General features: G+C 69.3%; 21 protein-coding genes. 3 read left to right on the top strand and 18 right to left on the bottom strand.

All coding sequences use genetic code 11. From position 1 onward, the window contains the following. Positions 1–7: 7 nt before the first annotated feature. The 6 genes from OG978_RS36500 to OG978_RS36525 all read right to left on the bottom strand — a co-directional run bounded on the left by OG978_RS36500 (position 8) and on the right by OG978_RS36525 (position 11,148). Entirely contained in the window at positions 8–4,195 is a 4,188-nt protein-coding gene (locus tag OG978_RS36500; RefSeq protein ID WP_326769331.1) for an NPCBM/NEW2 domain-containing protein, read from the bottom strand. 924 nt (positions 4,196–5,119) lie between these two features. Then, the gene (locus OG978_RS36505) at positions 5,120–5,431 is read right to left on the bottom strand and encodes a beta-galactosidase (protein WP_326769332.1); all 312 of its coding nucleotides are present in this window, start codon (positions 5,429–5,431) and stop codon (positions 5,120–5,122) included. A 268-nt stretch (positions 5,432–5,699) separates the two neighbouring features. Further along, a complete protein-coding gene (locus tag OG978_RS36510) occupies positions 5,700–8,498 on the bottom strand; it encodes a GH92 family glycosyl hydrolase (protein ID WP_326769333.1) in 2,799 nt (932 codons plus the stop codon). Between the two features lie 382 nt (positions 8,499–8,880). Beyond that, positions 8,881–9,528 carry a hypothetical protein gene (locus OG978_RS36515; protein ID WP_326769334.1) on the bottom strand — a complete coding sequence of 216 codons (648 nt, stop codon included), beginning with the start codon at positions 9,526–9,528 and terminating at the stop codon, positions 8,881–8,883. A 126-nt stretch (positions 9,529–9,654) separates the two neighbouring features. Next, positions 9,655–10,056: a hypothetical protein gene (locus OG978_RS36520; RefSeq protein ID WP_326769335.1), complete on the bottom strand. Its 402-nt coding sequence runs from the start codon at positions 10,054–10,056 to the stop codon at positions 9,655–9,657. Positions 10,057–10,131: 75 nt separating this feature from the next. Further along, positions 10,132–11,148 carry an ABC transporter permease subunit gene (locus OG978_RS36525; protein ID WP_326769336.1) on the bottom strand — a complete coding sequence of 339 codons (1,017 nt, stop codon included), beginning with the start codon at positions 11,146–11,148 and terminating at the stop codon, positions 10,132–10,134. Here OG978_RS36525 and OG978_RS36530 point away from each other — a divergent pair. After that, positions 11,134–11,478 (top strand): hypothetical protein, encoded by a 345-nt coding sequence (locus OG978_RS36530; protein WP_326769337.1) that lies wholly within the window; start codon positions 11,134–11,136, stop codon positions 11,476–11,478. The two genes, OG978_RS36525 and OG978_RS36530, sit on opposite strands and share 15 nt — an antisense overlap. 234 nt (positions 11,479–11,712) lie before the next feature. On the opposite strand, the gene OG978_RS36535 is transcribed toward OG978_RS36530, so the two are convergent. Genes OG978_RS36535 through OG978_RS36585 form a run of 11 tightly spaced genes read right to left on the bottom strand, consistent with a single transcriptional unit; the run spans position 11,713 to position 21,723 of the window. Beyond that, positions 11,713–12,729, bottom strand: a complete 1,017-nt coding sequence (locus OG978_RS36535) for an aromatic ring-hydroxylating dioxygenase subunit alpha (RefSeq protein ID WP_326769338.1) — start codon at positions 12,727–12,729, stop codon at positions 11,713–11,715. A 2-nt stretch (positions 12,730–12,731) separates the two neighbouring features. Next, the gene (locus OG978_RS36540; RefSeq protein ID WP_326769339.1) at positions 12,732–12,956 is read right to left on the bottom strand and encodes a recombinase-like helix-turn-helix domain-containing protein; all 225 of its coding nucleotides are present in this window, start codon (positions 12,954–12,956) and stop codon (positions 12,732–12,734) included. Positions 12,957–12,984: 28 nt separating this feature from the next. After that, a complete protein-coding gene (locus OG978_RS36545; protein ID WP_326769340.1) occupies positions 12,985–13,920 on the bottom strand; it encodes a PDR/VanB family oxidoreductase in 936 nt (311 codons plus the stop codon). 38 nt (positions 13,921–13,958) lie between these two features. Further along, positions 13,959–15,584 carry a thiamine pyrophosphate-binding protein gene (locus tag OG978_RS36550; protein ID WP_326769341.1) on the bottom strand — a complete coding sequence of 542 codons (1,626 nt, stop codon included), beginning with the start codon at positions 15,582–15,584 and terminating at the stop codon, positions 13,959–13,961. Positions 15,585–15,593: 9 nt separating this feature from the next. Beyond that, the gene (locus tag OG978_RS36555) at positions 15,594–16,382 is read right to left on the bottom strand and encodes an SDR family oxidoreductase (RefSeq protein WP_326769342.1); all 789 of its coding nucleotides are present in this window, start codon (positions 16,380–16,382) and stop codon (positions 15,594–15,596) included. Between the two features lie 19 nt (positions 16,383–16,401). Next, entirely contained in the window at positions 16,402–17,157 is a 756-nt protein-coding gene (locus OG978_RS36560) for an SDR family oxidoreductase (RefSeq protein ID WP_326769343.1), read from the bottom strand. Beyond that, entirely contained in the window at positions 17,150–17,671 is a 522-nt protein-coding gene (locus tag OG978_RS36565; RefSeq protein WP_326769344.1) for a cupin domain-containing protein, read from the bottom strand. Before OG978_RS36565 ends, OG978_RS36560 begins: the two co-directional genes overlap by 8 nt. 12 nt (positions 17,672–17,683) lie before the next feature. Then, positions 17,684–18,472, bottom strand: a complete 789-nt coding sequence (locus tag OG978_RS36570; RefSeq protein WP_326769345.1) for an alpha/beta fold hydrolase — start codon at positions 18,470–18,472, stop codon at positions 17,684–17,686. Further along, positions 18,469–19,266 (bottom strand): aspartate dehydrogenase domain-containing protein, encoded by a 798-nt coding sequence (locus OG978_RS36575; protein WP_326769346.1) that lies wholly within the window; start codon positions 19,264–19,266, stop codon positions 18,469–18,471. Before OG978_RS36575 ends, OG978_RS36570 begins: the two co-directional genes overlap by 4 nt. Next, the gene (locus OG978_RS36580) at positions 19,263–20,207 is read right to left on the bottom strand and encodes a VOC family protein (RefSeq protein WP_326769347.1); all 945 of its coding nucleotides are present in this window, start codon (positions 20,205–20,207) and stop codon (positions 19,263–19,265) included. The genes OG978_RS36575 and OG978_RS36580 overlap by 4 nt, the downstream gene beginning before the upstream one ends. Positions 20,208–20,238: 31 nt before the next feature. Further along, entirely contained in the window at positions 20,239–21,723 is a 1,485-nt protein-coding gene (locus OG978_RS36585; protein WP_326769348.1) for an aldehyde dehydrogenase, read from the bottom strand. 303 nt (positions 21,724–22,026) lie between these two features. Between OG978_RS36585 and OG978_RS36590 the strand changes: the two genes are divergently transcribed. Next, positions 22,027–23,391, top strand: a complete 1,365-nt coding sequence (locus tag OG978_RS36590) for an MFS transporter (protein ID WP_326769349.1) — start codon at positions 22,027–22,029, stop codon at positions 23,389–23,391. Positions 23,392–23,436: 45 nt separating this feature from the next. Here the strand turns inward: OG978_RS36590 and OG978_RS36595 are convergent, their stop codons facing one another. After that, positions 23,437–23,577 (bottom strand): hypothetical protein, encoded by a 141-nt coding sequence (locus OG978_RS36595; protein WP_326769350.1) that lies wholly within the window; start codon positions 23,575–23,577, stop codon positions 23,437–23,439. Here OG978_RS36595 and OG978_RS36600 point away from each other — a divergent pair. Continuing rightward, the gene (locus tag OG978_RS36600; protein WP_326769351.1) at positions 23,576–23,725 is read left to right on the top strand and encodes a 2Fe-2S iron-sulfur cluster-binding protein; all 150 of its coding nucleotides are present in this window, start codon (positions 23,576–23,578) and stop codon (positions 23,723–23,725) included. The genes OG978_RS36595 and OG978_RS36600 overlap by 2 nt on opposite strands. Positions 23,726–23,730: the final 5 nt, after the last annotated feature.

Consider the following 23,730-nt stretch of genomic DNA (forward strand, 5'->3'; position numbering starts at 1 on the left):
GGGTGGCTCAGTCGCAGACCACCCGGGCGTCGGCCCAGTCGGCGTGGTCGGAGCCGTTGCCGTCACCGCCGTCGTTGACCTTCAGTGTCAGTACCCTGACCCCTGTCACGTCGGCATCGACGGTGCGGGCACTGTCGGGGCCGCGGACGGCAGGGGTGTCGGCGATCTGCTTGCCATCGCCGAGCACCTGATACGCCACCGATCCACTCTGACCCGTCTCGTCATCGACACCGACCTCGGCATGGAAGGTGCGACAAGCACTGCCGAGCCAGACGGTGACCTCGCTGGCCGCGTGCGCCCCGATGCCCTTGGCGTACGTCTTCCCGTCCAGGGTCAGCGCTGCGCCATCGCCGGCGCCGTTGTCACCGTTGGACTTGTCGCGCTCGGCCGGGCCCCACCCGTTGGACTCGCTCAGGAACGGCCGGTCGCTGAGATAGGCGGTTCCGCTCGGGGAGGGCGGCGGCACGAACACCCGGACTGTCTTCTCCACCCGCATCGGGTGGTCCAGCGGATCACTGGGGAAACGGAAATGGTAGGTGGCTGCGACCGGCACGTCGTAATACTTGGAGGCAGTCTGCTCCGGCGGCGTGACGGCCCACCGGCCCTTGATGGACGAGCCGTCCTGCATGGACGCCTTTGACACCGTTCCGCCGTCGACCTTCCACCCGGAGGGCGGCGTCACGCTGAGCTCCACGTCGCTGACCGGCCCATTCGCCGACAGATTGAGCGTGCCGCTCACGTCGATGGCGTGGCCCGGTTGCGCATCCGCCGTCGTCTCGGTCGGGGTCACCGTGAGGGACGTCTTCGGCCGCTGGCGGCCGTTGCTGGCCAGCGCGTGGATCGACCCGTCGTCGGTGAGGGCGATCACCCAGTCACCGCTGACGGACAGTGCCGAGGCCACCGCGCCGCCGAGGTTGTACTCGTTCACCCGCGCGCCGGTGGCGCGGTCCAGGACGAGCAGACGCCCGTCCCGGGTGCCCGCGTACACCAGGTCCTTGGTCACCAGGGTGTGCGCCGCAGGGGATCCGGGCCTGCTGTTGCTGTCGCAGCCCATCCACGTGTCGGCCGAGGGGGTCTCCCCGGGCAGGTAGCCAACGGGGGTTTCCCACAGCGGCTTGGACGGGTCGGCCGCCTTGGTGTCGAAGGCGCGGATGACACCTTCGCCACTCGCGACGTAGGCGATATCGCCCCAGACAGCGGGGCTCGTCACCGGTGCCGGGCCGCCCTCGCATTTCCAGACGTCGCCCGCGGCGGCCTTCCACAGGACCTTACCGGTCTTGAGGTCGTACCCGCGCACACCGCCCCAGGTCGCCGTCACCAGTTGCGGGTCGCCCTCGGCGGGGTCGGTGAGGGCTGGGGAGGAGTGGCTCCAGATGTCGCCTCCGCTGTCCTGTTCCCACAGCCGCGTGCAGGTCGCCAGGTCCATGGCGACCAGCGTGCTGCTGGCACCGGTGTGCAGGTAGGCGGTGTTGGAGCCGGGCTGGCGGATCGCCGTGCTGTGCATCTGGCCCCAGCCGAACGAGCCGCCGAAGCCGCCGGGCAGCATCTTGCCGGTCGCGCCGTCACGACAGCGAATGTTGTACGCGTCCTGGTAGACGGCGACCGAACGGTGGTCCTCGCCCGCAAGCGCAAAGACGCTGACCGGTCCGCCCGCGCGACCGTAGCGGCGCACGGTGTCGCCGTGCTGCTCCTCACGGTCGATCGACTGCCACACGACGTGACCGTCCCCCGCGTCGAGAGAGTAGATCCGGCCGACGCCGGTGGTCAGGTAGACCTTGCCGTCGTGCAGGGTCGGCGCCGACTCGGCGTCGCCGTCCAGGTAGGTGCGCCAGATCTCACGGCCGGACTTGAGGTCGTAGGCGAGCATCATGCTGTACGGGGAGTCGAACGCCCGGGAGGAGACGATCACCTTGCCGTCGGCGATCACCGATCCGTTGAGGTTGAACTGCTCACCGGTGTTGGCGGCCCAGCGCAGGTCGAGCTCGCTGCCCGGATTGTCCGTGCTCGCGGAGCGCCCTTCCTCGTCGCGGCCCTGACGGGTCCAGTCCTGGCCACTCTTGGCCTTGTGCAACTCGCTGTCAGGCACCACCTGGAAGGTGTTGGTGATGGTGGGCCACGCCTTGCCCTTGGTGTCGACGGCGGTCATCTTCGCCGTGTACGTTCCCGGGGCCAGACCCTCAATGCGGTCACTGACCCGCGTCCAGGAGATCCGCGCGTCCGGACAGGGCTCCGGCTTGCCGCCGGGCGCCGTGTAACAGTTCTCGATGCCCGTACGGCGGTTGCTCACGCCGAACTTCAGGCGGCTGTGCTTTCGCACCGCATGGCCGTGGCTGTCGCGGATGGTGAAGGTCGCGGTGGCCGGGGTACGGCCGTCGTCCTCGGCATACAGCTCGACCGGGATCTTGGCGCCGGCAGCGTGGACGCTGCCCTGCGCGGGGCTGACCAGTGCGGCATCGTCGTCGACGTCCCACGCCCGGTGCGTACCCGTGACGAGGCCGGTGTCTTCGTTGCGCTCGGTGCGCGGGTCGTCGGTGATGTCCTTGAAGTCAAGGATCTTGTAGTCCGGTTGGGAGCCGTCGATGCCGTACTTGCCCTGGTTGTTGATCTCGACCGAGCGCTTGAAGGCGCCACGGCGGAACTCCGCCTGCTGGTTGTGGCCCGCGGCGAACAACCGCACGTCGTACTTTGCCAGTTCGTCGACGGTCGGCTGCATGCCGGCGCCGGGTCCCCACTGGGTGAACAGCGACCGGTGCGCGAAGACCAGCACCTGCTTACCGACTGCGTGGCGCTTGAGGTCCTCACGCAGCCACTCCAGCTGCGGCTTCAGACCGCTGGAGTCGTAGTTGTCCTCAAGCACGACGACGTGCCGCCCGTCGCGGTCGAAGCTGTACCACTCCGGGCCCAGGTTGCGGCGCCAGTACTCCATGCTGCCGCCATAGCCGCGGGAGTTGGCAGCGCCGCCGAAGTCATGGTTGCCCATCACCGGGTAGAAGGGCATGCCGAGTTTGCCGTCGGTCAGGCCCTTGCGCAGGCCGTCGTAATTGCGCTGCCGGCCCGACTCCGCGGTCCCGTCGGTGACCGTCAGGTCACCCGTCGTCATCACCATCGACGCGCCGTCCACCTCGGACATCGCATTGACGTGGCCGGTCCACTCCCGGCCGCCGTCCGTCTCGGTGTCGGAGACCATCAACCACTTCTTGGTGGGGTCGGCGGCGTTCTTGTCCTTGACGAGGGCGAAGTCGATACCGGTACTCGGACCGCCCTCGGGCACCTTGTGGAAGTACTCCGGAACGTAGTCGTCGCGCAGATGGGGGGTGTAGCCGTTCGGGGAGACGATGCTGATGAGGTCGGTCTCCCGGCGGGCCGGGTCCATCTGCAGGCTGTACGAGCCGTCGGAGCCGGTCGTCGTCCAGCCGGCGCCGTCCGTGACGTCGACCCCGGCCATCGGAGCCTCGCCCGCGTCGCGCTTGCCGTTGCCGTTGGCGTCCTTGAAGACCGTGCCCGTGACCGTGTTCGCCGCTGCCCCCTCGGCGAGCGGCGCCGCCGCTGCCATCTGGGGAGCCAGGCAGGACAGCGTCAGCGCGCCGACAGCGGCCACCTTGATCCGCCCGCGGCCGGCGCGCACCCTGGCGACCAGCTGGGCGACCTGGAGGCGCCCGGTGCGGATCTGCCACACCGCGAGCAGCAGCGCGGCGGCCGCCGCGATGCCGAGCGCCACCTCAGCCCACGGGAAGGTGGGAAGCGCGTGGGCACCCAAGGCGTCGATGACGGGGGTCTGCGCGTTGGCGTTGACCGTGGTGCCGTCGAACTCGGCGATGACCTGGGTCAGCCCGGCCTGCTTCAGCATCGCGCTCAGGTCGAGCCTGTCGACGTGGCAGCTCCACGCGAGTTCGACCACCACACCACCGGGGACTCCGCCGCTGTCCCCGGCGACGCCGGAGCCGGTGGCAGGGCACGCCGCGCTCAGCAGGTGCGACGCCCAGGCACCCGCCTTCTGCGGTGACACCACATCACGATGGACGATCAGCCGTCCACTGGTGACGTTTTCCTTGGCCGTGATGACGAGTTCGGCGTGCTCCGGTGAGACATGCGCAGAAGCGGGCTGTGCGCCGAAGCCCAGGAGGAGCAGGAACAGCGTGATGCCCAGACCTGCTGCTCTGCGGAGGATCTGGTAGTAGCTCTTGTTCTTCATCATGACCACGACCACGTGGTCGAGTCGGGGAACAGCGCCGTGGCAGCCAGGGGGCCGGCCACCCCGGCACATGCTGGAGCGGTCGGCACGGCGGCCGCCGACACGGCACCGGTGACAGCCGTGGGTGAGTGCAGTACCGAAGCCACCGGGCCTCGGATGGGTCGACGCAGTCTGCACATCAACTGACCTCTTTCTGATCGTGGTCCAGATTCATCTGATCGCTCGTATTCCGGAGGGAACCGCCCGCAAACAGGATCATTTCCGGAGTCCGGGCTCGGAACGGGGACGGTGAGATCCGTCCGCAGCGCCACGTCAATCGAATTCCTGCCGCGCAGGGCGAGAACCTCGAGTAACCATTGAATTCCCACACAGAGATGGCACACCGGGCGTCGCCCGCATCAAATCGGGTCGCCCCCGGTGAGCCACACGGAAACATAGAGGAAGAAATTGCCGCCGCAGAGATCCATCAGATGAACGTTTGCCCAACGAGAGTCGTCCTGCCAATTCTCCAGACGATAAAGAAAACACGCGCAGGGCGCCGACCGTAATTACTGGTCGACCCCCTTACTGGATCTCCATGCCGCCCAGCGAACGGCACTGCTGACCACATTGCCACGCTGATACGAGACGTGACGATCCAGGCCACCACGGACTGACCTGCAGCTAAGCCACTCTCCGATCGACTCCGCGCCAAGACCACTTGCGGGCGACCGAGCCCGTTGCGGCCGCGCCCCATGTCAACGTCGAGGCATATCGTCACTGACAATTCGGCCGCAGGGCATGGCGTATATTCCGATGGCCACACGCCCAGGCCGGTGATCACATATTTCCGAAAGACCATGCCGATACGGAGACGTCATTCGGTTTGGGGTGAAATCCCGGCAGGGCGGGCATAATGCCTGCGCCCTGCCGGGATGGGTCGTGTCGTCAGTCGTCGGCCAGACCGACGTTGTAGATCTCGACGGTGTCGCACCCCATGGCCCGCAGCCGCGCAAGCCGGTCGTGCCGCAGGTCGGGGTGGATGCGGAAGTAGTGCAGGGCGGCCGAGACCACGCGGTGCTCGCGGCCGCCGCGCCTGTTTCGATTTGTTGGGCAGGGTGTGGGCAGGCGGGAGGTCCGTCTGTCACGTCGTAGGGGCGCCGCGTTCCACGGTTCCGGTCGGGGTGCTGGTGTCGTAGGGGTGGGACGTTGCTGCTGGTCAGCCGGGGGCGGGGAGTGCGTTGAGCCGTTCGATCGCATCGGTGATCACGTCGGTCCATGGCCAGTGGGCTGCGAGTCTCAGATGCCGTCGGCGAGCGGTGGTCTCATTCTCACTGGGCAGGGGCAATTTCTGCTTTCCGGACCACCTGTCAGACAACCCGCCTCATGAAGGCGCGAGGCTAGGTCGGCCTCGTCGACGCGCGGGACCGTGGTCCTGACGGCAACGGCCCCAGAAGCAGACTGACCTCGCGCCGGTGCCGGTCCGGCGGCCGGACAGCTGCTTGGCAGGCAGCTGTCCGGCCGGTCCTCAGCTGGTGGCGAAGACGCCGAATTCCTTGAGGCCCCAGCCGTATCCGTTGGCTGGTGTGCCGGTCTTGGCGGAGACCCAGCTGTTGACGCTCAGGAGCGCGTAGCGGGCTTTCACCTTGGGGAAGGTGTACGAGTGCGGCTGGCCGCATTTCTGGACGCCGTGGGCGGCGCAGTCGGTGGTGCCGCCTGAGTCGGCTTCGCCGGCGACGGTTGTCCAGTTGGTGCCGTCCTGCGAGACCTTGAGGTCATAGCTTGTCGGGTAGTTCTCCCAGTCGGGGTTGACCTCCATCCGGCGGACCGTGGTGCTGGCGCCAAGGTCGACCTTCAGGCTCCAGGGATCGCTGGTGGTCGCCTGCGCCATGGTCGCGAGATTGCCGTCGACGGCGTTCTCGGCGGGCTTGCCCCAGGCGGTCGCCGGGGTGCCGTTGATCATCGTGATCGGCTTGTGGGCGGCGAGATTCACGGGTTTCGCGGGCGGCGGGGTGGTCGAAGCGCCCCAGCTCTGCGGCGCCGCGTCCATGGTGAACTTGAGGTTTCCACCGCCGGTGAGGTCGGAGTGGCTCAGGAACGGCTTGGTGATGCGCTTGCCGTTGAGGCTGAGTCCCTTCACGTACGGCTTGAGTTCTGCGCCCTTGGATTTGATCACCAGCGGTTTCTTGGTCCCGGGCAGCCGAAGCGTGACCTTGTCGAACATGGGGCTGCCCACCGCGTACTCACCGGAGGCCGGGTTGACGGGGTAGAAGCCCATCGCGGAGAACAGGTACCAGGCGGACATCTGGCCGCAGTCGTCGTTGCCGGAGAGACCGTCGGGGGCGGCGTGGTAGTTCTCGTCGGCGATCTGGCGGACCAGTTCCTGGGTCTTCCATGGCCGGCCGGCGTAGTTGTACAGGTAGGGAGAGTGGTGGCTGGGCTCGTTGGTCTGGTTGTTGTGTCCGCCGTCGAAGTAGCTGTCGAGCCACTCGGTGAACTTGGCGTCGCCGCCCTTGAGGGCGATCAGGCCAAGGACGTCATGCATGACATCGTTGGTGTATACCCACTTGTCGCCCTCGGTCCAGCCGCCGTTGTTCCAGGAGCCGTCGAAGTTGCGGGCCTGCATGAAGCCCGTCGTGGGGTTGTACAGGTTCTTGTAGTTCTTGCTGCGGTCCAGGAAGAACGTGGCGTCGTCGGTGTTGCCGGCGGCCTTGGCGACCTGTGCGACGGCCCAGTCCTCGTAGGCGTAGTCAAGAGTGCGGCTGCCTGCTTCCGCGGTGCGGTCGGCGGCGACCCAGCCGTTCTGCTTGTACGTCGTGAGGCCTGCGCGCGCCTCGGCGGGCGTGCCCTGCTGCCGGTCGCCCCACCACAGCTCGGTGTCCTTGTCGGGAGGTGTCATCGCGTTCTTGCGGACGGCCTCGTAGGCGAGGTCCAGGTCGAACCGGTCGAAGCCCTTGGCGATGGCCTCCGCGATGATCGAGTCGGCGTTCGTGCCCACCATGATGTTGGTCTCGGCGAAGTTCTTCCACATGGGAAGCCAGCCGCTTTGCTTGTAGTCCTGAAGCATCGAGGTGACCATGTCGTCGATGCGTTCCGGAGCGAAGAGGGTGAGGAAAGCGTTCTGCGCCCGGAAGGTGTCCCAGAGCGAGTATCCGGTGTAGCTGACCCCGTCATGGACCTTGTCGTCGTAGGCGCTGTAGTAGCGGCCCTGCTCGGACATCTCCGAGGGGTACTGCAACGCGTGGTACATGCTGGTGTAGAAGGTGGTGCGCTCATCGGGCGTGGCGCCGGAGATGTCGACACGGTCGAGCTTGTCGGCCCAGGCGGCCCTGGTCTTGGCCGCGGTCGCATCGAAACTCTGGCCGTCGGGAACCTCTGCATCGAGGTTGGCCCGCGCCTGGTCCACCGAGATGAACGAGGTCGCGATCCGGACGTTGACCGTCTCGCTGCCGGCGGGGAACCGGACGTAGCCTGCGAGGTCCTGGTCCGTACGGTCGGCCTCCCCGTCGAACTGGGTCGCACCCTTGGCCGTGCCGTAGCTGTCGAAGGCGGTGTCGAACCGCGCGACGAAGTACCCCTTGAAGCCGGGCGCCTTGGACGGGCCGAGCTTGCTGTCCTGGCGATCGGGGTTGTAACCGGTGATCTCCTTCTTGGCCGGGTCGATGTGCACGTTCCCCGTGATGCCGGACCGGGTGGCCTGCATCACGAAGTTCGTCGCGGCCCCCTGGGGGTAGGTCAGCCGCAGGTGCCCGACCCGGGAGGTTCCGGTGAGTTCGGCCTTGAGCGTCTGCCCGGGCGCTGGGGTCATGTTCACCGTGTACTTGTCCGGCGCGGCAGTCTCATCGGCGTGGGTGAAGGGCAGGCCTCGATCCGCCTCGGCCGTCTTGACTGCGCCGATTCCGGGCATGCCCACCACATAGCCGGAGTCGCCCATCCAGATCGCCGGCTGATGAGTGCCGATGAACCCGGTGATCTTCGTGTCGTTGTGGTGGTAGGGCAGCCTGCTGACGTAGTTGGTGCGGGTCATCGGCGACCATCGGGTCATCGCGAACGGGGGCGCCGTACTGGGGATCATGCCCCCGTACTCGGTGCTGTTGGCGCCCGTCGTCCCGATGAGGGGATCGACATGCTCGACGTTGGACGCCGCAGTCACCTCGGACGGCGCTGCGGCCGCCGGGCCAGTCGCACCGATCCACGGGACCAACGCGGCCAGCAGTCCGCCCGCGATCAGGGCGGCCAGCCCCCTGGGGGCCGACTTCGCGCGTCTCGCGAGCGAAGTGCGGGCCGGGGCTCTCCCCGGACTGTCCGTATACCGACTAGCGATCACCAATGCCTCCAGAGTGGAAATCGATAGACAACGTTGTCAAGAGCGCGAGCCGGAGGAGATCCAAAAGGTGCTTGCCGCAGGCCCCCGGTCGTGCCGGTCGACCGACCGGCCGCCGCGGTAGGTGGCCACAGCGACCGCCCAGGCACCCGAGCAATTGCCCACATCTAACTGGCCAGGCGCATACTGAGCAAGGCCTTGCTGCAAGAAAAATGCGTGATCATGGTTTGTTTGATCACATGCACGCATTCCTCATGCGAAACATGCACGGATGGCTCTCGCGATCAGGCCATTGCCGAGCAGGACCGCATCGAACATCGTCGGGCCCTCCCTGACACCTGACCTTGTCCAACTCGTGGCGGGATGGGATGGTGGTGAGTGCTGATCAGGAGGGTACTGCGGCACGGAATGCGAGCCCGGTTCCGCCCACACGCAGTGGTCCGCCCGCGGCGGGGATGAACATCGCCTCGCCCCGGCGCAGGGCATCGCGGGCCGGCCCGCGTTCGACAGTCAGCTCGCCCTCGACACACAGCAGCGCGCCTGGGCCGGGGGCGTCGATCTCGACATCGCGGCGGATTCGGGTGAGCTGGAACTGGGCCGCCGGAGTCGGGTAGAGGTCCTCCCCGTTGGCCAGGTCCACGGCCCGCACCAGTTCGGCCGTGGAGGGGGTGAAGTCGGTGACGGCCAGGAACTCGGCGAGGTCGATGTGCTTGGCCGTCAGCCCGCCGCGCAGGACGTTGTCGGAGTTCGCCATGATCTCCACACCGGTACCGCGGAGGTAGGCGTGGAGGGTGCGGGGTCGGGCGAACAGCGCCTGGCCGGGTGCCAACGTCACCAGGTTCATCAGCAGCGCGGTGGCGACGCCCGGGTCGTCGGGGTACAGCTCGGCCAGCCGCCGGGCCCACACCAGTTCCGGGACGTCCGCGCGGCTCGCGCGCACCTCGTTCACCAACGTGGTGCGGTCGTCCTCGGGCCAGCGGCCCAGCAGGGTGACCGCCGCGCGTGGCCCGCCACCGATCAGCGCGTCGGCCACCCTGCGCAGCCGGGCGCCACCGGTCGAGGCCAGCAGGTCCGCAGCCCGTGCGGGCTCGGCGAACCCGCACAGCGCCTCGAACGTGGTGAGCGCGTAGATGAGTTCGGGCTTGGGCCAGGAGTCGTGCTAGTTGCGCTCGGGGTCGCCAGGCGCGAGTCCTGTGCGCTCGTCACGCTCGTACCCGACGCGGGCATCGGTCGCACCGATGACGATGACCTTCGCGCCCTTGGTGACCATGGCGGAGATCTGGGCCTGCTGGTCAGCGACGGTGGTCGAGGCGCCCGCGTACTGCACGTCGGACTTGAAACCCGCCTTCTTGAGCCCGTCGGTGAACAGGTCGCCGGCCAGGACCCAGTTCTCCGAGGTCTTGGACGGCAGAGCGACACCGATGAGGGAGTCGGCCGCGAAGCCCTTCGCGGCCTTGTTTCCGCCGCTTTGGGCATCGCGTTCGCTGGAGCAGGCTGTGGCGCCGAGTGCCAGCACGGCCACGGCACCGACCGCTACTGCCTTCGAGAAGATTTTGCGCATGGTGGGTTTCCTTTCGTGGCCTGTCGCGGCAGGTGAATGCCGCGGGGGATCCGCCGGGGCGGGGTGTTGGATGTGTCAGCCGACGGCCGGGGCCTTGTCGGTGTCGCGGGGTGAGCCGGGGGCCGCGATGCGTGGCAGCCCCTCGCGGTGGAACGGACGCGTGATCGACTCGATGACCGAGAAGCGGCCCTGGCTCTTGTTGTAGACATCGAGCGCGACGGCGAGCAGCAGCACCATGCCCTTGATGATCTGCACCAGGTCGACGCCGACGCCCATGAGCTGCAGGCCGTTGTTGAGCAGGGCCATGACCAGGCCGCCGACGATCGAGCTGCTGATGGTGCCCAGGCCGCCGGAGACCGCCGCGCCGCCGATGAACACCGCCGCGATCGCGTCGAGTTCCCAGCTCAGTCCGTCCTGCGGGCCGGAGGCGGCCGACCGCGCCACGAAGATCATGCCCGCCAGCGCGGCGAGGACCGACATGTTCATCATGACGAAGAAGTTGACCCGCTTGAGCTTCACGCCGGACAACTCGGCAGCGCGCGCGTTGCCGCCCACCGCGTAGATGTGCCTGCCGCCAACGGCGTTGCGTGTGTAGAAGGAGTAGGCGAGCACGAGGACGCCCAGGATGATGCCCGACACCGGCAGGCTCGTGCCGACCCGTCCGCCCGCGAAGCGCAGCGTGGCGAAGACGATGACGCCCGCCATCACGGCCAGGCGCACACCGGAGAGCCACAACGGCGCGGGCCGGGCGCCCATCTCCCGCCGGGTGCGCCGGGCACTCCACTCCCGCCACACCACCGCGACGCAGGCGACGAGGCCGAGCAACAGGGTCAGGTTGTTGTAGCCGGTGTCGGGGCCGACCTCGGGCAGATAGCCGGCGCCGATCGTGCGGAAGCCCTCGGGAACCGGGACGGTGTCGGCGTTGCCGATGAACTGGTTGCCGCCGCGGAACAGCAGCATGCCCGCCAGCGTGACGATGAAGGCAGGGACGCCGACATAGGCCACCCAGAAGCCCTGCCACGCGCCGATGACCGCACCGACCAGCAGGCCGAACACGATGGCCAGCGGCCACGGCAGGTGGAAGTCCTGCATCGCCTTGGCGACGACGATCCCGACTTCGACTGGTGCAGCAAGTGTGGTGGCTACGCCATACGCAGACTCACCGACTCGCAGCTGTCCTACTACCGTGCGGCTCACCGATTGCACGACATCAAATGGCGACTCGACGGCAAGAGCGGAATTCCCGACACCGACACCTGCACGGTGATCCCCCGCCTGGAGGAACTGGCGGCCTGGCAGCCAGTCGATGAGGAACAGTGGTGCAGCAGTGGTTCCTGGCAATGGCAGGACACCATCCGCGAGCTCGGGCGCAGGGCCGCGAGGTCTCACGCCGTGACGGGCCCTGGTGAGCCGGCCTCTTGATCCGGCGGCGGCCCTTGGACGTGCGTCACGGACATGCCCCTTGGGGACCAGTTGGGGACCAGACGGTGTCCGTGCACCTGAATGGCACGCACGGCACCGCGCGCTGTGCACCCTGATCTCCAGCCGTATGCGTAGACAAAAGGGATAACCCCTACTCCTGGGCGGAAGCGCACCTTGACCTGGTCAAGGTGCGCTTCGAGCAGCCGGGCTGTGGCCTGGGGCGGTCCGATCTACTCAGGCGCCCGCCGACGACTGGGCTTCCGCCGCCGCCCGGTACAGGCGGCGGAGGCGGACGACGCCCAGGTCGTGCTGGTAGAGGTTTTCCTGCTGGTCCGCGTCCACGGGCATGGACTCCAGCATCACGCGGTCCTGTTCGAGGACGTCCCAGTGCCGCTTCTCGATCAGCGTCCTGTACAGGAAGCGCCAGGAGGCGCGCTGCCAGTCCTCGACCCGGCGGTAGCGCCAGAAGAAGACGCCCGTGCGCTGCTCGTCGACCGGGCAGGCCATGCCCACGATGCCGAACGGACCGCCGGGGCCGGCCGACGGCGGGTAGGGGATGGACAGGTCGACCCAGTCCACACCGGTGCGGCACAGCTCCACCCAGTCGAAGTTGACACCACGCTGGTCGGTCTTCTCGAAGAAGTAGCCGCGAGCGGTCTCCCGGATGCGGAACTTGGCCGTCGTGTCGCCGTCGGACATCGTGTGCGACTCGTGGTGCAGGAAGGCGCCGTGCATCGGGTCGAGGAGGTTCTCCACCGCGTACCGCCACGGCACGTTCCATTCGGCGTAGCAGAGGAACGCGCTCACCTCGGGGTCCGTCAGCGGTTCGGGCAGCGTCAGCGCGGCCGGCTCGGGGTGCTCCTCGTCGCCGAAGTAGGCGAGGATCGCGCCCGCGACCTCGCGCACCGGCAGCGAGGTGACCAGCTTCTTGCCCTCCAGGCTGCAGCCGGGGAGCCCGGGGACGGAGGAGACCGTGCCGTCGGTCTCGACCTCGACGCCGTGGTACCAGCAGGCGACCCGGTCACCGAGGTGCTTGCCGAGCGAGAGCGGCGCTCCGCGGTGGGGGCAGCGGTCGGCGAGCATCGACAGGGTGCCGTCGGAGCGGCGGAACAGAAGCCACTGCTCGCCGAGGACCGTGACCTTGCGCATGGCACCGGGGGCGACGAAGTGGGAGGGGACGACGGCGTGCCACTGGTTGCGCAGCCCTGTGGCGTAGATGTGGTCCGCGGTGGCGGAGGTGGATAGCGTCATGGTCAGGCTCCCAGCCGGTTCATCTCGGCGCGGAAGGACTCCTCGGTCCACGGGGTGCCGTCGGCGGCGTGGACCTGGCGGGAGGTGAGACCGCGGACCACGTCGGCCAGCTCGTGGCCCTCCTCGGTGAAGACCTCCTCAAGGGTCGCGGCGAGCTTGTGCTCGTACGGGGTCGGCTCGTGCGTACGGGACTGGTGGACGTCCAGGTACGGCCAGGTGTCGGTCACGGTGTCTCCTGAAAGGGTGGGGAAGGTGTCACAGGTCGAGGACGAGCCGGCCGGAGGCGCACCGCGAGACGCAGATCATCATCGTGGCGCCGGCGGCGTGTTCGGCCTCGCTGAGCAGGAAGTCGCGGTGGTCGGGGGTGCCGTCGAGCACCCGGGTCTCGCAGGACCCGCAGATCCCGTCGCGGCACGAGCTCTGCACGCTCAGCCCGGTGCTCTCCACGGCCTCGAGGATCGAGGTGTCCGCGCCGACGGTGAGCGTCACCCCGGAGGCGCGGCACTCGACCTCGAACGCCTCGTCGTCACCGGTGTGTTCCACGACCGGTGCGGCGAACCGCTCCAGCCGCAGCCGGTCCTCGAAGCAGCGCTCCTCGACGGCGGTGAGCAGCGGTTCGGGGCCGCAGGAGTACACCAGTGTGCCGTCGGGCAGCTCCGCGAGCGCGGTGTCCAGGTCGATGTGGCCCAGCTCGTCCTGCGGGACGAGCGTGACGTCACCGCCGAGTGCGGCGAGTTCCGAGGTGAACGCCATCGAGGCCCGGCCCCTGCCGCCGTAGACCATCCGCCAGGGGGTTCCCCGGCGGGCGGCCTCCCGGGCCATCGCCAGCAGCGGGGTGATCCCGATGCCCCCGGCGACGAACACATAGGCGTCGGCGTCCTCCAGCGCGAAGTGGTTACGCGGTTCGGAGACCGTGACCGGCTGCCCGGGGCGCAGCTGTGTGTGCACGTATCGCGAACCGCCGCGCGAGGCGGGTTCGTTGAGCACGCCGATGCGGTAGACGTCCGGTGTGTGCGGGTCTCCGCACAGGCTGTACTGGCGGACCTGGCCGCCGACATGGACATCGAGGTGCGCGCCGGGCGTCCAGGCGGGCAGGGGTTTGCCGTCGGGGTGGGTCAGTTCGACGGACAGTACGCCATCGGCCTCCCATGTCATACGACGGACGATCAGCTGCAGCGAGTTCTCGCTCATGGCCTGTTGCCTCCTTACCGGCAGTACGGGCGGCCGGGCTACTGGCCCGGGATCCTCACGGGTGGGGTGAACGGGTTCTTCATCGGGCCCAGTGCCGTCAGATCGACTTCGACGAGGGTCGGTCCGCCCGAGGCGACTGCCTCGTCGAGCACCGGTCCGGCGTGCTCCTCGGCAGCGATCCGCAGATACGGCAGCCCACAGGCGCGCGCGAGCAGTTCGAAGTCGGGGGTGACGAGATCCACCCCGGACCGGTGTGCGCTGTAACGGTCCTGCATGTTGCGCAGTACGCCGTAGCCGCCGTCGTTGAAGACGATCAGGGTCAGGCGGGGCCGCTCCTGGGCGAGGGTGAGGAGTTCGCCGAGGTGGACGGCGAGTCCGCCGTCGCCGGCGATCACGACGGTGGGCGCGTCGGGCCGGGCGAGCGCCGCGCCGATGCCCATGCCGAGCCCCTGCCCGATGCCGCCGCCGCGCGGGAAGACGTTGTCGCACGGGCCGTACATCTCCAGCAGCCGGTTGCCCCAGCTGCTGGACGGGATGGTGACGTCGCGCGCCACGACCGCCTCGCGGGGAAGCGCGGCGCGGATCGCGTCACAGATCGCGGCCTGCGGGCCGATGCTGTCGTGCAGGGCCGCCCGCACCTCGGTGCGTACGGCGGCGACGCGGCCGGTCCAGCCGGACTCGGCGGGCCGGGCGTGCGGCAGCAGACCGGTCAGGGTGGCGGCCGCATCGCCGTGCAGGGTGTGGGTGGCCGGGTACACGCGGCCGAGTGCGGCCTCGTCGATGTCGATCTGGACGTGCGCCCGGGGGAGCTCCAGCGTGTAGTCGGCGGTCTCGTTCGAGCGGAAGTGCGTGCCGATCGTGAGCAGGACGTCCGCGTCGGCGAGCAGGGCACGGACAGCTGGGGTGGTGGCGAAGTTACCGATGACCTGCTCGTGGTCCTCGGGCACTGCTCCGCGCCCGGAGTTCGAGGTGAGCAGTCCTGCTCCGGTCGCCTCCAGCAGTTGGGCCAGTTCGCCGCGGGCGGTGACGGCGCCGCCACCGGCCCAGATCAGCGGACGGTGCGCCGACGCCAGGAGGGCCCCGGCGGCGGCAAGTTCACTTTCCGCGGGCGTGGGGACGGCGGGCGCGGACAGCTCGGTGGGTTCGTCGGTCTGCGTCGCGTACTGGAGGTCGATCGGCCACTCCACGCTCGCCGGGCCGCCCGGCGCGGTCAGCGTGGCGTGGGCCGCCTCGCGCAGGATCCTGCCCGCCTGCTCCGCGTCCGGCACACTCGCCGCGTACGCCGAGACGGCGGTCAGCATGCCGAGCTGGTCCTTGGTCTCGTGGATGAAGCCCCGGCCGCTGCCCAGGAACTCGCTCTCCACCTGACCGGTGATGTGCAGCACGGAGCTGCCCGCGCTCAGGGACTCGATCAGTGATCCGGCCGCGTTTCCCGCACCCGTGCCGGTCGAGGTCAGTGCGCAGCCAAGGGTCCCGCGGGCCCGCCCGTAGGCGTCGGCGGCGTTCACGGCGGATGCCTCGTGCCGGACGGGGACGAACCGCAGTTCGCGGTCGACGGCCTCGACGAGCGGCAGGTTGTGCACACTGACGATGCCGAAGACGGTGTCGATTCCGAGTTCGCGGAGGACGGCGACGAGGAGATCGCCTCCGTTGTCGTAACGCATGGTGTCTCCTCAGAGGATGGAGCGGCCGACTCCGCCGCAGACGTCGACGCTGGTGCCGGTGATGTACGAGGCGAGGGGGGAGAGAAGGGTGACGACCGTGTACGCGACCTCCTCGGCCCGGCCGAGACGGCCCAGCGCGATACCCCGGTCGGCGGCCAGTTCCGCCTGCCAGTCCTCGTAGGTCATGCCGGAGTCCGCGGCCGCGTGGCGTCGGGTCCACTGGCCGGTGTCGATGAGTCCCAGGCAGACGGAGTTGACCCGGATGCCTTCGCCGGCCAGTTCGACCGACAGGGATTTGGAGAGATTGAGAATGCCGGCGCGGGCGGCGCTCGTCGTGATCAGCCGGGTCTCCGGCTGCTTGGCGAGCACCGCGTTGATGTTGACGACGCTCGCCGTGCCGGAGGCGGTGAGGTAGGGGCGAGCCGCCTGCAGAGGGTTCAGCACCCCGGCGAACTTCAGCTCCAGCTCGTCGCGCCAGTCGTCGGCGGTGGAGTCGTCGAGACCCTTCATCCGGGACTGTCCGGCGTTGTTGACGAGTCCGTCGATGCCGTCGAACTCTTCGGCGGTGCGACGGACGAAGTCGCGCACCGCATCGGCGTCCCGTACGTCGCACACGCCGGTCAGCAGGCGGTCACGTCCGGCGCCGAGCCGGGCGGCCACCTTGGCCAGCCGGTCGGCGTCGCGGCCGCAGGTGGCGACGCGGGCGCCTTCGTCGAGGAGGGCGCGGACCGTGGCCAGGCCGACGCCCGAGCTGCCGCCGGTGACCACGATGGTGCGGTCGGCGAGGCCCAGATCCATAACTGGTTTCTCCTGCAGTTCAGTTCATGGTGAAGCCGCCGTTGACGGCGATCACCTGGCCGGTCAGATAGCGGGACTCCTCGCCGAGCAGGAAGGAGACGATCCCCGTGAGGTCGTCGGGCTGCTGCGGCCGGGAGATGGCCCGGTTCATGCGGTAGAGGTCGTGCCGCTCGGTGGGCACGGTCTCGGTCGCCTCGCACTCGGTGAGTCCGGGGGCGACCGCGTTCACGGTGATCCCCTTGTCGCCGAGCTCGCGGGCCATGGCCCGGGTCAGCGCGATGACCGCGCCCTTGGAGGCGATGTAGTGGGCGAGGCGCGGGGATCCGTACAGTGCGGCGTCCGAGGCGATGTTGACGATCCGGCCCGGGGCTGCGAAGAGCGGGTACAGCGCCTTCGACACCAGCCAGGGGCTGCGGGCGTTGACCGTCATCAGGCGGTCCCACACCTCGACGTCGATGTCCTGGAACTCCTTGCCGCCCACGCCGTTGGCGAGCGCCGCGTTGTTGACCAGGCCGTACAGCGGGCCCAGCTCGCGCACGGTGCCGGCCAGTGCGTCCACCGAGGAGGGGTCGGCGACATCGCAGCGTACGAAGTGGGCGTCGATGCCCTCCGCGCGCAGCTGCGCGACAGCGTGCTCGCCCCGCTCCCGTTCCAGCTCGGCGACGACGACTCGGAAGCCGTCGGCGCCCGCCCGGCGGGCCATGGCCAGTCCCAGGCCACGGCCCGCGCCGGTGACGACGACGGTGCGTGCGTCGGCCGGGGGCTGGTCAGCCACGGGTGACACCGTGCATCGGCGAGTACTCGGGGTAGGTGGGCACCTGCGGCTTCTGCGTACCGATGACGACGCAGAACAGGGCGTCGGTGTCGCCCTCGTTCTTGAGCGATCGGGTCACGCCGGCCGGGACGACGATCATGTCTCGGTAGCCGAGAGTGCGGTACTCGGCCTCGTCGGGACCGCGGTGGATGCCGACCTTGACCTCTCCCTCCAGGACGAAGAAGGCCTCCTCGACATCGTGGTGGGTGTGGGCCGGGCCCTCGGCGCCGGGCGGCAGCAGCATGTTGGAGAAGGTGAAGCCGCCGGACGGGATGATGCGGCTGTCGCTCTCGTGGTTGCCGGTGGCGCCCGAGCCGACATACCGGATCTGGCCTCGGCGGAACTGCGAGCCGGCCTTCTCCTGGAAGGAGAGGGTGTCGAAGTCCGCCACACGGGAGTTCTTGGTGGCGATGAGGGAGTCGGTGTATGCGGAGAGGTCGCCGCCGTTGTCGTACTCGGTGGTGGTCAGAGGCATGGGGAACAGCTCCTATTCGGGAATGGATGCGGTGATGCGGAGGTGGGAGAGCACCCAGGCGTTGAAGTGCCCGGGCTGCTCCTGGTTGGCCAGGTGACCGGCGTCCTTGACGATCACGTAGGCGGTTCTGTGAACGGCCCCGGCGATGGCCTGGCTCGCCTCGATGCCGGTGACCTTGTCCTGGTCGCCGCAGAGCACGAGCGTGGGCGCGGCGATCGAGGGGAGTTCGGCGCGCAGATCGGCCGCGGCCATGGACTCGGCGGCGTACGCGTAGCCTGGCAGCCGCACCGATTCCGCCATGGTCCGCACGACCCGCCGCACCAGATCGTCCGGAGCGCCCGGCGACACCAGCCGCGGTCCGCGCGCCTCGGCGAAGGCGCGCGGACCGAGCTCGGCGAGCTCGACCGCCCTTGCTCGCATGCCCTCGGCCTTCGCTTCGTCCGTGCCCGAGCCGGGGCTGGAGTCGGCGATGATGAGTGAGGCGACGAGCTCCGGGTGGCGAGTGGCGAGCCGCAGCGCGATCACACCGCCCCAGGAGACGCCGAGCACATGCGCGGTCGTGGCACGCTCGCGAATGAGAGCGGCCGCCGTGTCCGCGAAGTCGTCGAGGGTGAGCGGCTCCTCGGGGTCGGGGGACTTGGCGTAGCCGGGGGCGTCCCAGGCCACGACCCTTACGTACGAGGAGAGTTCGGCGAGCTGCGGGGCGAACGCGGCCGACGACGAGCCGATGCCGTGCAGGCACAGCAGCAGCGGACCCCGCTCGCCGTCCTCCTCCACATGGACGTCGGCGCCGGCGCTCAAAGGATTTGCCCCGTCCGTCCGGCGAGCGCCGCGAGGCTGCGCAGGACCGCGTACGGCACGACCTGGCTGGTCGCCGGATTGCCCGGGTCGGGGAGATGCGCGACCTCGAAGCGGTATGCACCGTGCGGGCCGGACGCCTCGATCACATGCCGGGTGTGGTGTGCCGCCGGGTCGGCGACGACCTGGACCCGCACAGCGTCCAGGTCGCCGACGGCCAGCGCGACCGACGCGGCCACGTTCGTCGACTTGGGGAACTTCACCGGAACCTCGCGGGCGGTGCCGGACATGACCTCGACCGGTCCGGTTGCCGTCCGCATCCGGGTCAGCAACTCCTCGTCCATCCAGGGCTGTTCGAGGGTCGATGGCAGCTTGGTGGTGGTAAGGCGGACCTCGTCCAGCGGGCCGAGCGAGCGTGCCGCCTGGAGCAGGTCGAGACCGCCGACGGCGCCGCCCGTGAAGTACACCCGGCCCGGTCCCGCCGCGAGCAGCCGCTTCGCCAGCTCGTCGTCGGTCAGCGCCCCGCTGGAGGCGATCAGCAGATCGGTGCCGGAGGCCAGCACCCGCTCTCCCCACTCCCGCACGACGCCCTGGCCCGCGGCCTCGACGATCAGGTCGCAGAGTTCCAGGGCCTCCTCGAAGGTGACCTGACGCGCGGGCGCGGCTTCACCGAGGGGCCGGTTGTCGACGACGCACACCAGCTCGGCGCCGCCCACCTGCCCATCGGCGAGGGCGGTGCCGACGACCCGGCCGATCGCACCCCAGCCGACCACGCCAACTTTGCGTACGGTGCTCATGCGGTGGCCTCCTGGGCGTCGAGGGGAGCGAGTGGGCCGGAGTCCGGCGTGCCCGCCATGTGGCAGCGGATCTCCTTCGACGGCGGACCGGCCGTGCCCCACAGGTCGGACAGGTCCGGCACCCGCCGCCACACCCGGGCGATCCAGGCGTCCTCGACGATCTGGGCGACCTCGGAGGTGTACTCGCAGACCAGCCCGGACGGGTCGGTGAAGTAGGAGAAGGTGTTGTTCCCGGGACCGTGCCGGCCGGGGCCCCACTGGGGAGTGATGCCGTGGTGGCGCAGCCGGCCGAGGCCCCGCATGAAGTGGTCGACCGAGGTCATCTCGTACGCCACGTGGTTGAGCGAGGTCCACTCGGCCTGGTTGAAGGCGATGCAGTGGTGGTCGGCGTTGCAGCGCAGGAATGCCATCTGGTGCTCGGACCAGTCGGAGACGCGCAGACCGAGCACCTCGCAGTAGAAGGCGACGGCGGCGTCGATGTCGGTGGTGTTGAGCACGGCGTGCGTGACCCCGACGGGCACGGCGCCGTCCCGGCCGCGCGGGACGACCGCCTCGACCTGGGCGCTGATCTCGATGAGGCGTCCCTCGGGGTCGGTGAACCGCAGCCCGTAGCCGCCGCCGGCCTGTTCCAGCGGGCCGGGCCCGAAGACGGGAACGATGGAGCGTGCTTCGAGCCGCCGGGCGGCCTCGTCGACCTCGGCGGGGGTCGCGACAGCGAACGCGACCCGGCCGAGGCCGACCCGCTCCCGCTCGGTCAGGTGGAGGACATGGTGCTCGTCGCCCGTGCCGCGCAGCCAGCGGGCGCCGGCGTCGGACTCGACGGTCTGAAGGCCCCAGACCTCCTCGTAGAAGTCGGCGGCCTCGGTGAAGGCCGGCGTGTGCAGCTCGACGTAGCGCAGCGAGCGGAGCCGGGCGATCGGACCGGGCGGTGGTTGGTGCATGAGTCTCTCCAAGACGGGCAGGCGTGCCGGGTCAGTTGGCCCAGGGGAGCGGGAGGTCGGAGGTGCCCCAGTACAGGGACTTCTGGCGCTGGTAGGCGCGGATCGCGTCGCGGCCCTTCTCCGTACCGAGGCCGCTGTCCTTCCATCCGCTGAACGGGGTGGAGGCGCTGAACTGCTTGTAGGTGTTGATCCAGACGGTGCCGGCCTCGATACGGCGGGCGATCCGCCACGCGGCCCGAAGGTCGCGGGTCCAGATGCCGCAGGCCAGCCCGTAGACCGAGTCGTTGGCCTGGCGGACCAGATCGTCCTCGTCGTCGTAGGGCAGGGCGACCAGCACCGGTCCGAAGATCTCCTCCTGGCAGGTGCGGGAGGTGTTCGGCAGCCCGTCGAGGACGGTCGGCAGGTAGTACGCGCCGTCCTGGTACCGCTCGCCCTCGGGGGCGGACCCGCCGCACAGCACCCGCGCGCCTTCGGAGCGGGCGAGGTCCACATAGGCGGCGACGGAGTCGCGGTGGCGGTGGTGCACGAGCGGGCCGACCTGGGTGCTCGGTTCGGTGCCGGGGCCGACGCGCAACTTGCGGACGCGCTCGACGAGTTCACCGACGAACGAGTCGTAGATCTCGCGTGCGACGAAGAGCCGGGAACCGGCAATGCAGGACTGGCCGCTGGACGAGAAGATCCCGAACAGCACGCCGACCAGAGCCTGTTCGACGTCCGCGTCGGCGCGCACGATCGTTGGCGACTTGCCGCCCAGTTCCAGCGAGGCGGGGACGAGCTTCTCCGCCGCGATCGCGGCGATGGACCGGCCGGTCTCCGTGCCGCCGGTGAATCCGATGCGGGCGACGAGGGGATGGCGTACGACGGCGTCCCCGATCACCCGGCCGCTGCCGGGCAGTACCGACAGCAGGGCCGTGGGCAACCGGAAGTCGTCCAGTGCCCGGGTGATCAGACGGCCGAGGGCGAGGGATACCAGGGGGGTCCAGGCTGCGGGCTTGAGAAGGACCGCGTTCCCGGCCGCGAGCGCGGGGGCGATCTTCTGCGCGTCGCTGGCGACGGGGGAGTTCCAGGGGTTGATCGCGCCGACGACGCCGATCGGTTCGTACACGCTCATCGTGACGTACGGGCCACGGGACGGTGTGACCGTGTCCTCTGCCGTCTCCAGGGAGGCCGCCATGTAGCGGAAGGTGCCCGCCGCGCTGAGCGCGAGAGCCCGGGTCTCGGTGAGGGGCTTGCCGGTGTCGGCGGTCTGCAGGGCCGAGAGCTCGTCGGCGGCCCCTTCGGTCAGTTCGGCGATCCGGTGCAGCAGCCGGGCGCGCTCGTGGGGGAGCAGGTCCCGCCACGACGGGGCCGCGGCTGCCTTCGCCGCGGCCTCGGCCGCTTCGGCGACCTCGTCCGCCGATGCGGAGTGGACGGTGGCGAGAACGCGGCCGGTTGCCGGGTCGACGGTGTCGAGGGGCTCACCCGCGCCGCGTCGCCACTGGCCCGCGATCAGGATGTCGGTGGGGAAGTGCGGCACGGGGGTACCTCCGGGCGAGGCGGCGGAATGGGGGTGAACTTCGGGTGCGGATGCGTTCGGCGCGAGACCGGAGCGGTTGGGTTACCTGCACTGTCGAAGTGCTTGAAATCTAAGGGCTTAACTTTCTTCGCGCAAGACCCGAGTTGAAATCGGTATCGAGGGGGCCTTGAGCATGAGATCTGGGGCGGCGAGGATGGCTCGCGAGTGGACGGACGTCAGGTTTCTAAGCTCTTAACTATTGACCGCTTAGATATGGGTCCCTACTGTCTCCGCAACCCCTCTGCCCGCGGAAGGACCCCCTCCATGACGACTGTGGCCGGCAAGCCAGCCCTTGGCTCCATAGCCGCGAGACTTGAACGACTGCCGCACTCGCGCTGGCACGTCAAGGTCCGATTCCTGATCGGCGCCGTCACCTTCTTCGAGGCGTTCGACCAGCTGTTGGCCGCCTCCGCACTGCCCGTCCTGATGAAGGAATGGCACCTGACCACCGGGCAGGCCACCTTCGCCGTGACCTCCGCCTCCATCGGCATGCTGCTCGGCGCACTGGCCGCCGGCTGGTTGGGTGACCAGATCGGCCGCGTGCGCACCGTCGCCCTGGGTGTCGCCGTCACCGGTCTCGCCAGCCTGGCCGTCGCCTTCTCCGGCAGCATCGAGACCTTCTCGCTCTTCCGGTTCGTCCAGGGTCTCGGCATCGGCGGTGTCGTGCCCGTCGCGGCCACCTACATCAACGAGATCGCCCGTTCCGACAAACGGGGCCGCTTCGTCCTGCTGTACGAGATGATCTTCCCGGCGGGACTCGCCGTGGCCACCCTGGTCGCCGTATGGGTGGTCCCCAACTTCGGCTGGCGCGCGATGTTCGTCGTCGGCACCCTCCCGGTGCTGATCGCCGCCCTGCTGCCCCGCCACGTCACCGAGTCCCCGCGCTGGCTGCTGTCCCGTGGCCGTACGGAGGAAGCCGAGGAGGCCCTCGCCCGTATCGAGGCGGAGGTCGCCCAGGCCACCGCCGAGCCGCTGCCCGCACCCGTCGCGACCCTGCCCGACGAGACCTCCCAGGGCCGCCTGAGCGATTTGTTCCGGGGCCGCTATCTGCGCCGCACGGCCGTGCTGTCGGGTCTGTGGTTCGTCGCGTACTACGTCAACCACGGCATCTCCACCTGGCTGCCGTCGCTGTACACGAAGCAGTTCGGGCTGGATCTGACCACCGCGCTCGTCTACACCCTGCTCAGCAACGTCACCGGCCTGCTCGGCACGCTCGTCGTGGCCCTGCTGATCGACCGGATCGGCCGCAGGCCGGCGCTCGTCGGCGCGCTCGTCGGCACCGTGCTCTCGCTGGGCGTCCTCGCACTGGCCGGTGCGACCTCGGGCGGTCAGGTCGCCGTCTTCGCCTCCTGCACGACCTTCTTCCTCTACGCGATCAACGCGGGGCTCTACCTGTACTCGCCCGAGCTGTATCCCACGTTCAACCGGGCCAAGGGCGCCGCCTTCGGCGGTCTGTGGAACCGCATCGGCGTCATCCTCGGCCCGGTGACCGTCGGCGCGATCATCGGAGCGGGCGGCAGTCTGGCCATCGTCTTCGCGCAGCTCGCCGTCGTGGCCGCGGTGGGCGCCGTGATCGCGTGGTTCGCCGTCGAGACCAAGGGCAGGACGCTGGAGGAACTCAACTCCTGAGGCGACCGGACGTCCCGGTGCGGGGCCGGTGCACCGGAGCAGTGATCACTGCTCCGGCACACCGGCCCCCAGCGTTTGCCCCAGGGTGCCGAGCAGCCCGGAGAGCCGGCGCCGGTCTGCCGCGCCCAGCCCGGTGAGCAGCTCCCGCTCCTGGGCCGACCGTACGGCGAAGACCCGGTTGGCCATGACGGCGACCGCTCTGACCGAGCAATCCGAGCGTCCCGACGAGGAACAGGTCGCCGACGCGCTCAGCGGGCATCTGTGCCGGTGCACCGGCTACCGCAACATCCGCCGTGCCGTCTGCCAGGCACTCGACGAGCGATTCGGGGAGTGACCCGC

Origin of the sequence: Streptomyces sp. NBC_01591 (assembly GCF_035918155.1) — a bacterium.
Taxonomy (GTDB): Bacteria; Actinomycetota; Actinomycetes; order Streptomycetales; family Streptomycetaceae; genus Streptomyces.

Excerpts from the sequence above, each read along its gene's own strand:
- OG978_RS36500 (WP_326769331.1), bottom strand. The coding sequence starts at position 4,195 with ATGATGAAGAACAAGAGCTACTACCAGATCCTCCGCAGAGCAGCAGGT.
- OG978_RS36505 (WP_326769332.1), bottom strand. The coding sequence starts at position 5,431 with ATGCGATCGAACGGCTCAACGCACTCCCCGCCCCCGGCTGACCAGCAG.
- OG978_RS36520 (WP_326769335.1), bottom strand. The coding sequence starts at position 10,056 with ATGCGCAAAATCTTCTCGAAGGCAGTAGCGGTCGGTGCCGTGGCCGTG.
- OG978_RS36525 (WP_326769336.1), bottom strand. The coding sequence starts at position 11,148 with ATGCAGGACTTCCACCTGCCGTGGCCGCTGGCCATCGTGTTCGGCCTG.
- OG978_RS36535 (WP_326769338.1), bottom strand. The coding sequence starts at position 12,729 with ATGACGCTATCCACCTCCGCCACCGCGGACCACATCTACGCCACAGGG.
- OG978_RS36545 (WP_326769340.1), bottom strand. The coding sequence starts at position 13,920 with ATGAGCGAGAACTCGCTGCAGCTGATCGTCCGTCGTATGACATGGGAG.
- OG978_RS36550 (WP_326769341.1), bottom strand. The coding sequence starts at position 15,584 with ATGCGTTACGACAACGGAGGCGATCTCCTCGTCGCCGTCCTCCGCGAA.
- OG978_RS36555 (WP_326769342.1), bottom strand. The coding sequence starts at position 16,382 with ATGGATCTGGGCCTCGCCGACCGCACCATCGTGGTCACCGGCGGCAGC.
- OG978_RS36565 (WP_326769344.1), bottom strand. The coding sequence starts at position 17,671 with ATGCCTCTGACCACCACCGAGTACGACAACGGCGGCGACCTCTCCGCA.
- OG978_RS36575 (WP_326769346.1), bottom strand. The coding sequence starts at position 19,266 with ATGAGCACCGTACGCAAAGTTGGCGTGGTCGGCTGGGGTGCGATCGGC.
- OG978_RS36580 (WP_326769347.1), bottom strand. The coding sequence starts at position 20,207 with ATGCACCAACCACCGCCCGGTCCGATCGCCCGGCTCCGCTCGCTGCGC.
- OG978_RS36590 (WP_326769349.1), top strand. The coding sequence starts at position 22,027 with ATGACGACTGTGGCCGGCAAGCCAGCCCTTGGCTCCATAGCCGCGAGA.
- OG978_RS36600 (WP_326769351.1), top strand. The coding sequence starts at position 23,576 with ATGACGGCGACCGCTCTGACCGAGCAATCCGAGCGTCCCGACGAGGAA.
- OG978_RS36595 (WP_326769350.1), bottom strand. The coding sequence starts at position 23,577 with ATGGCCAACCGGGTCTTCGCCGTACGGTCGGCCCAGGAGCGGGAGCTG.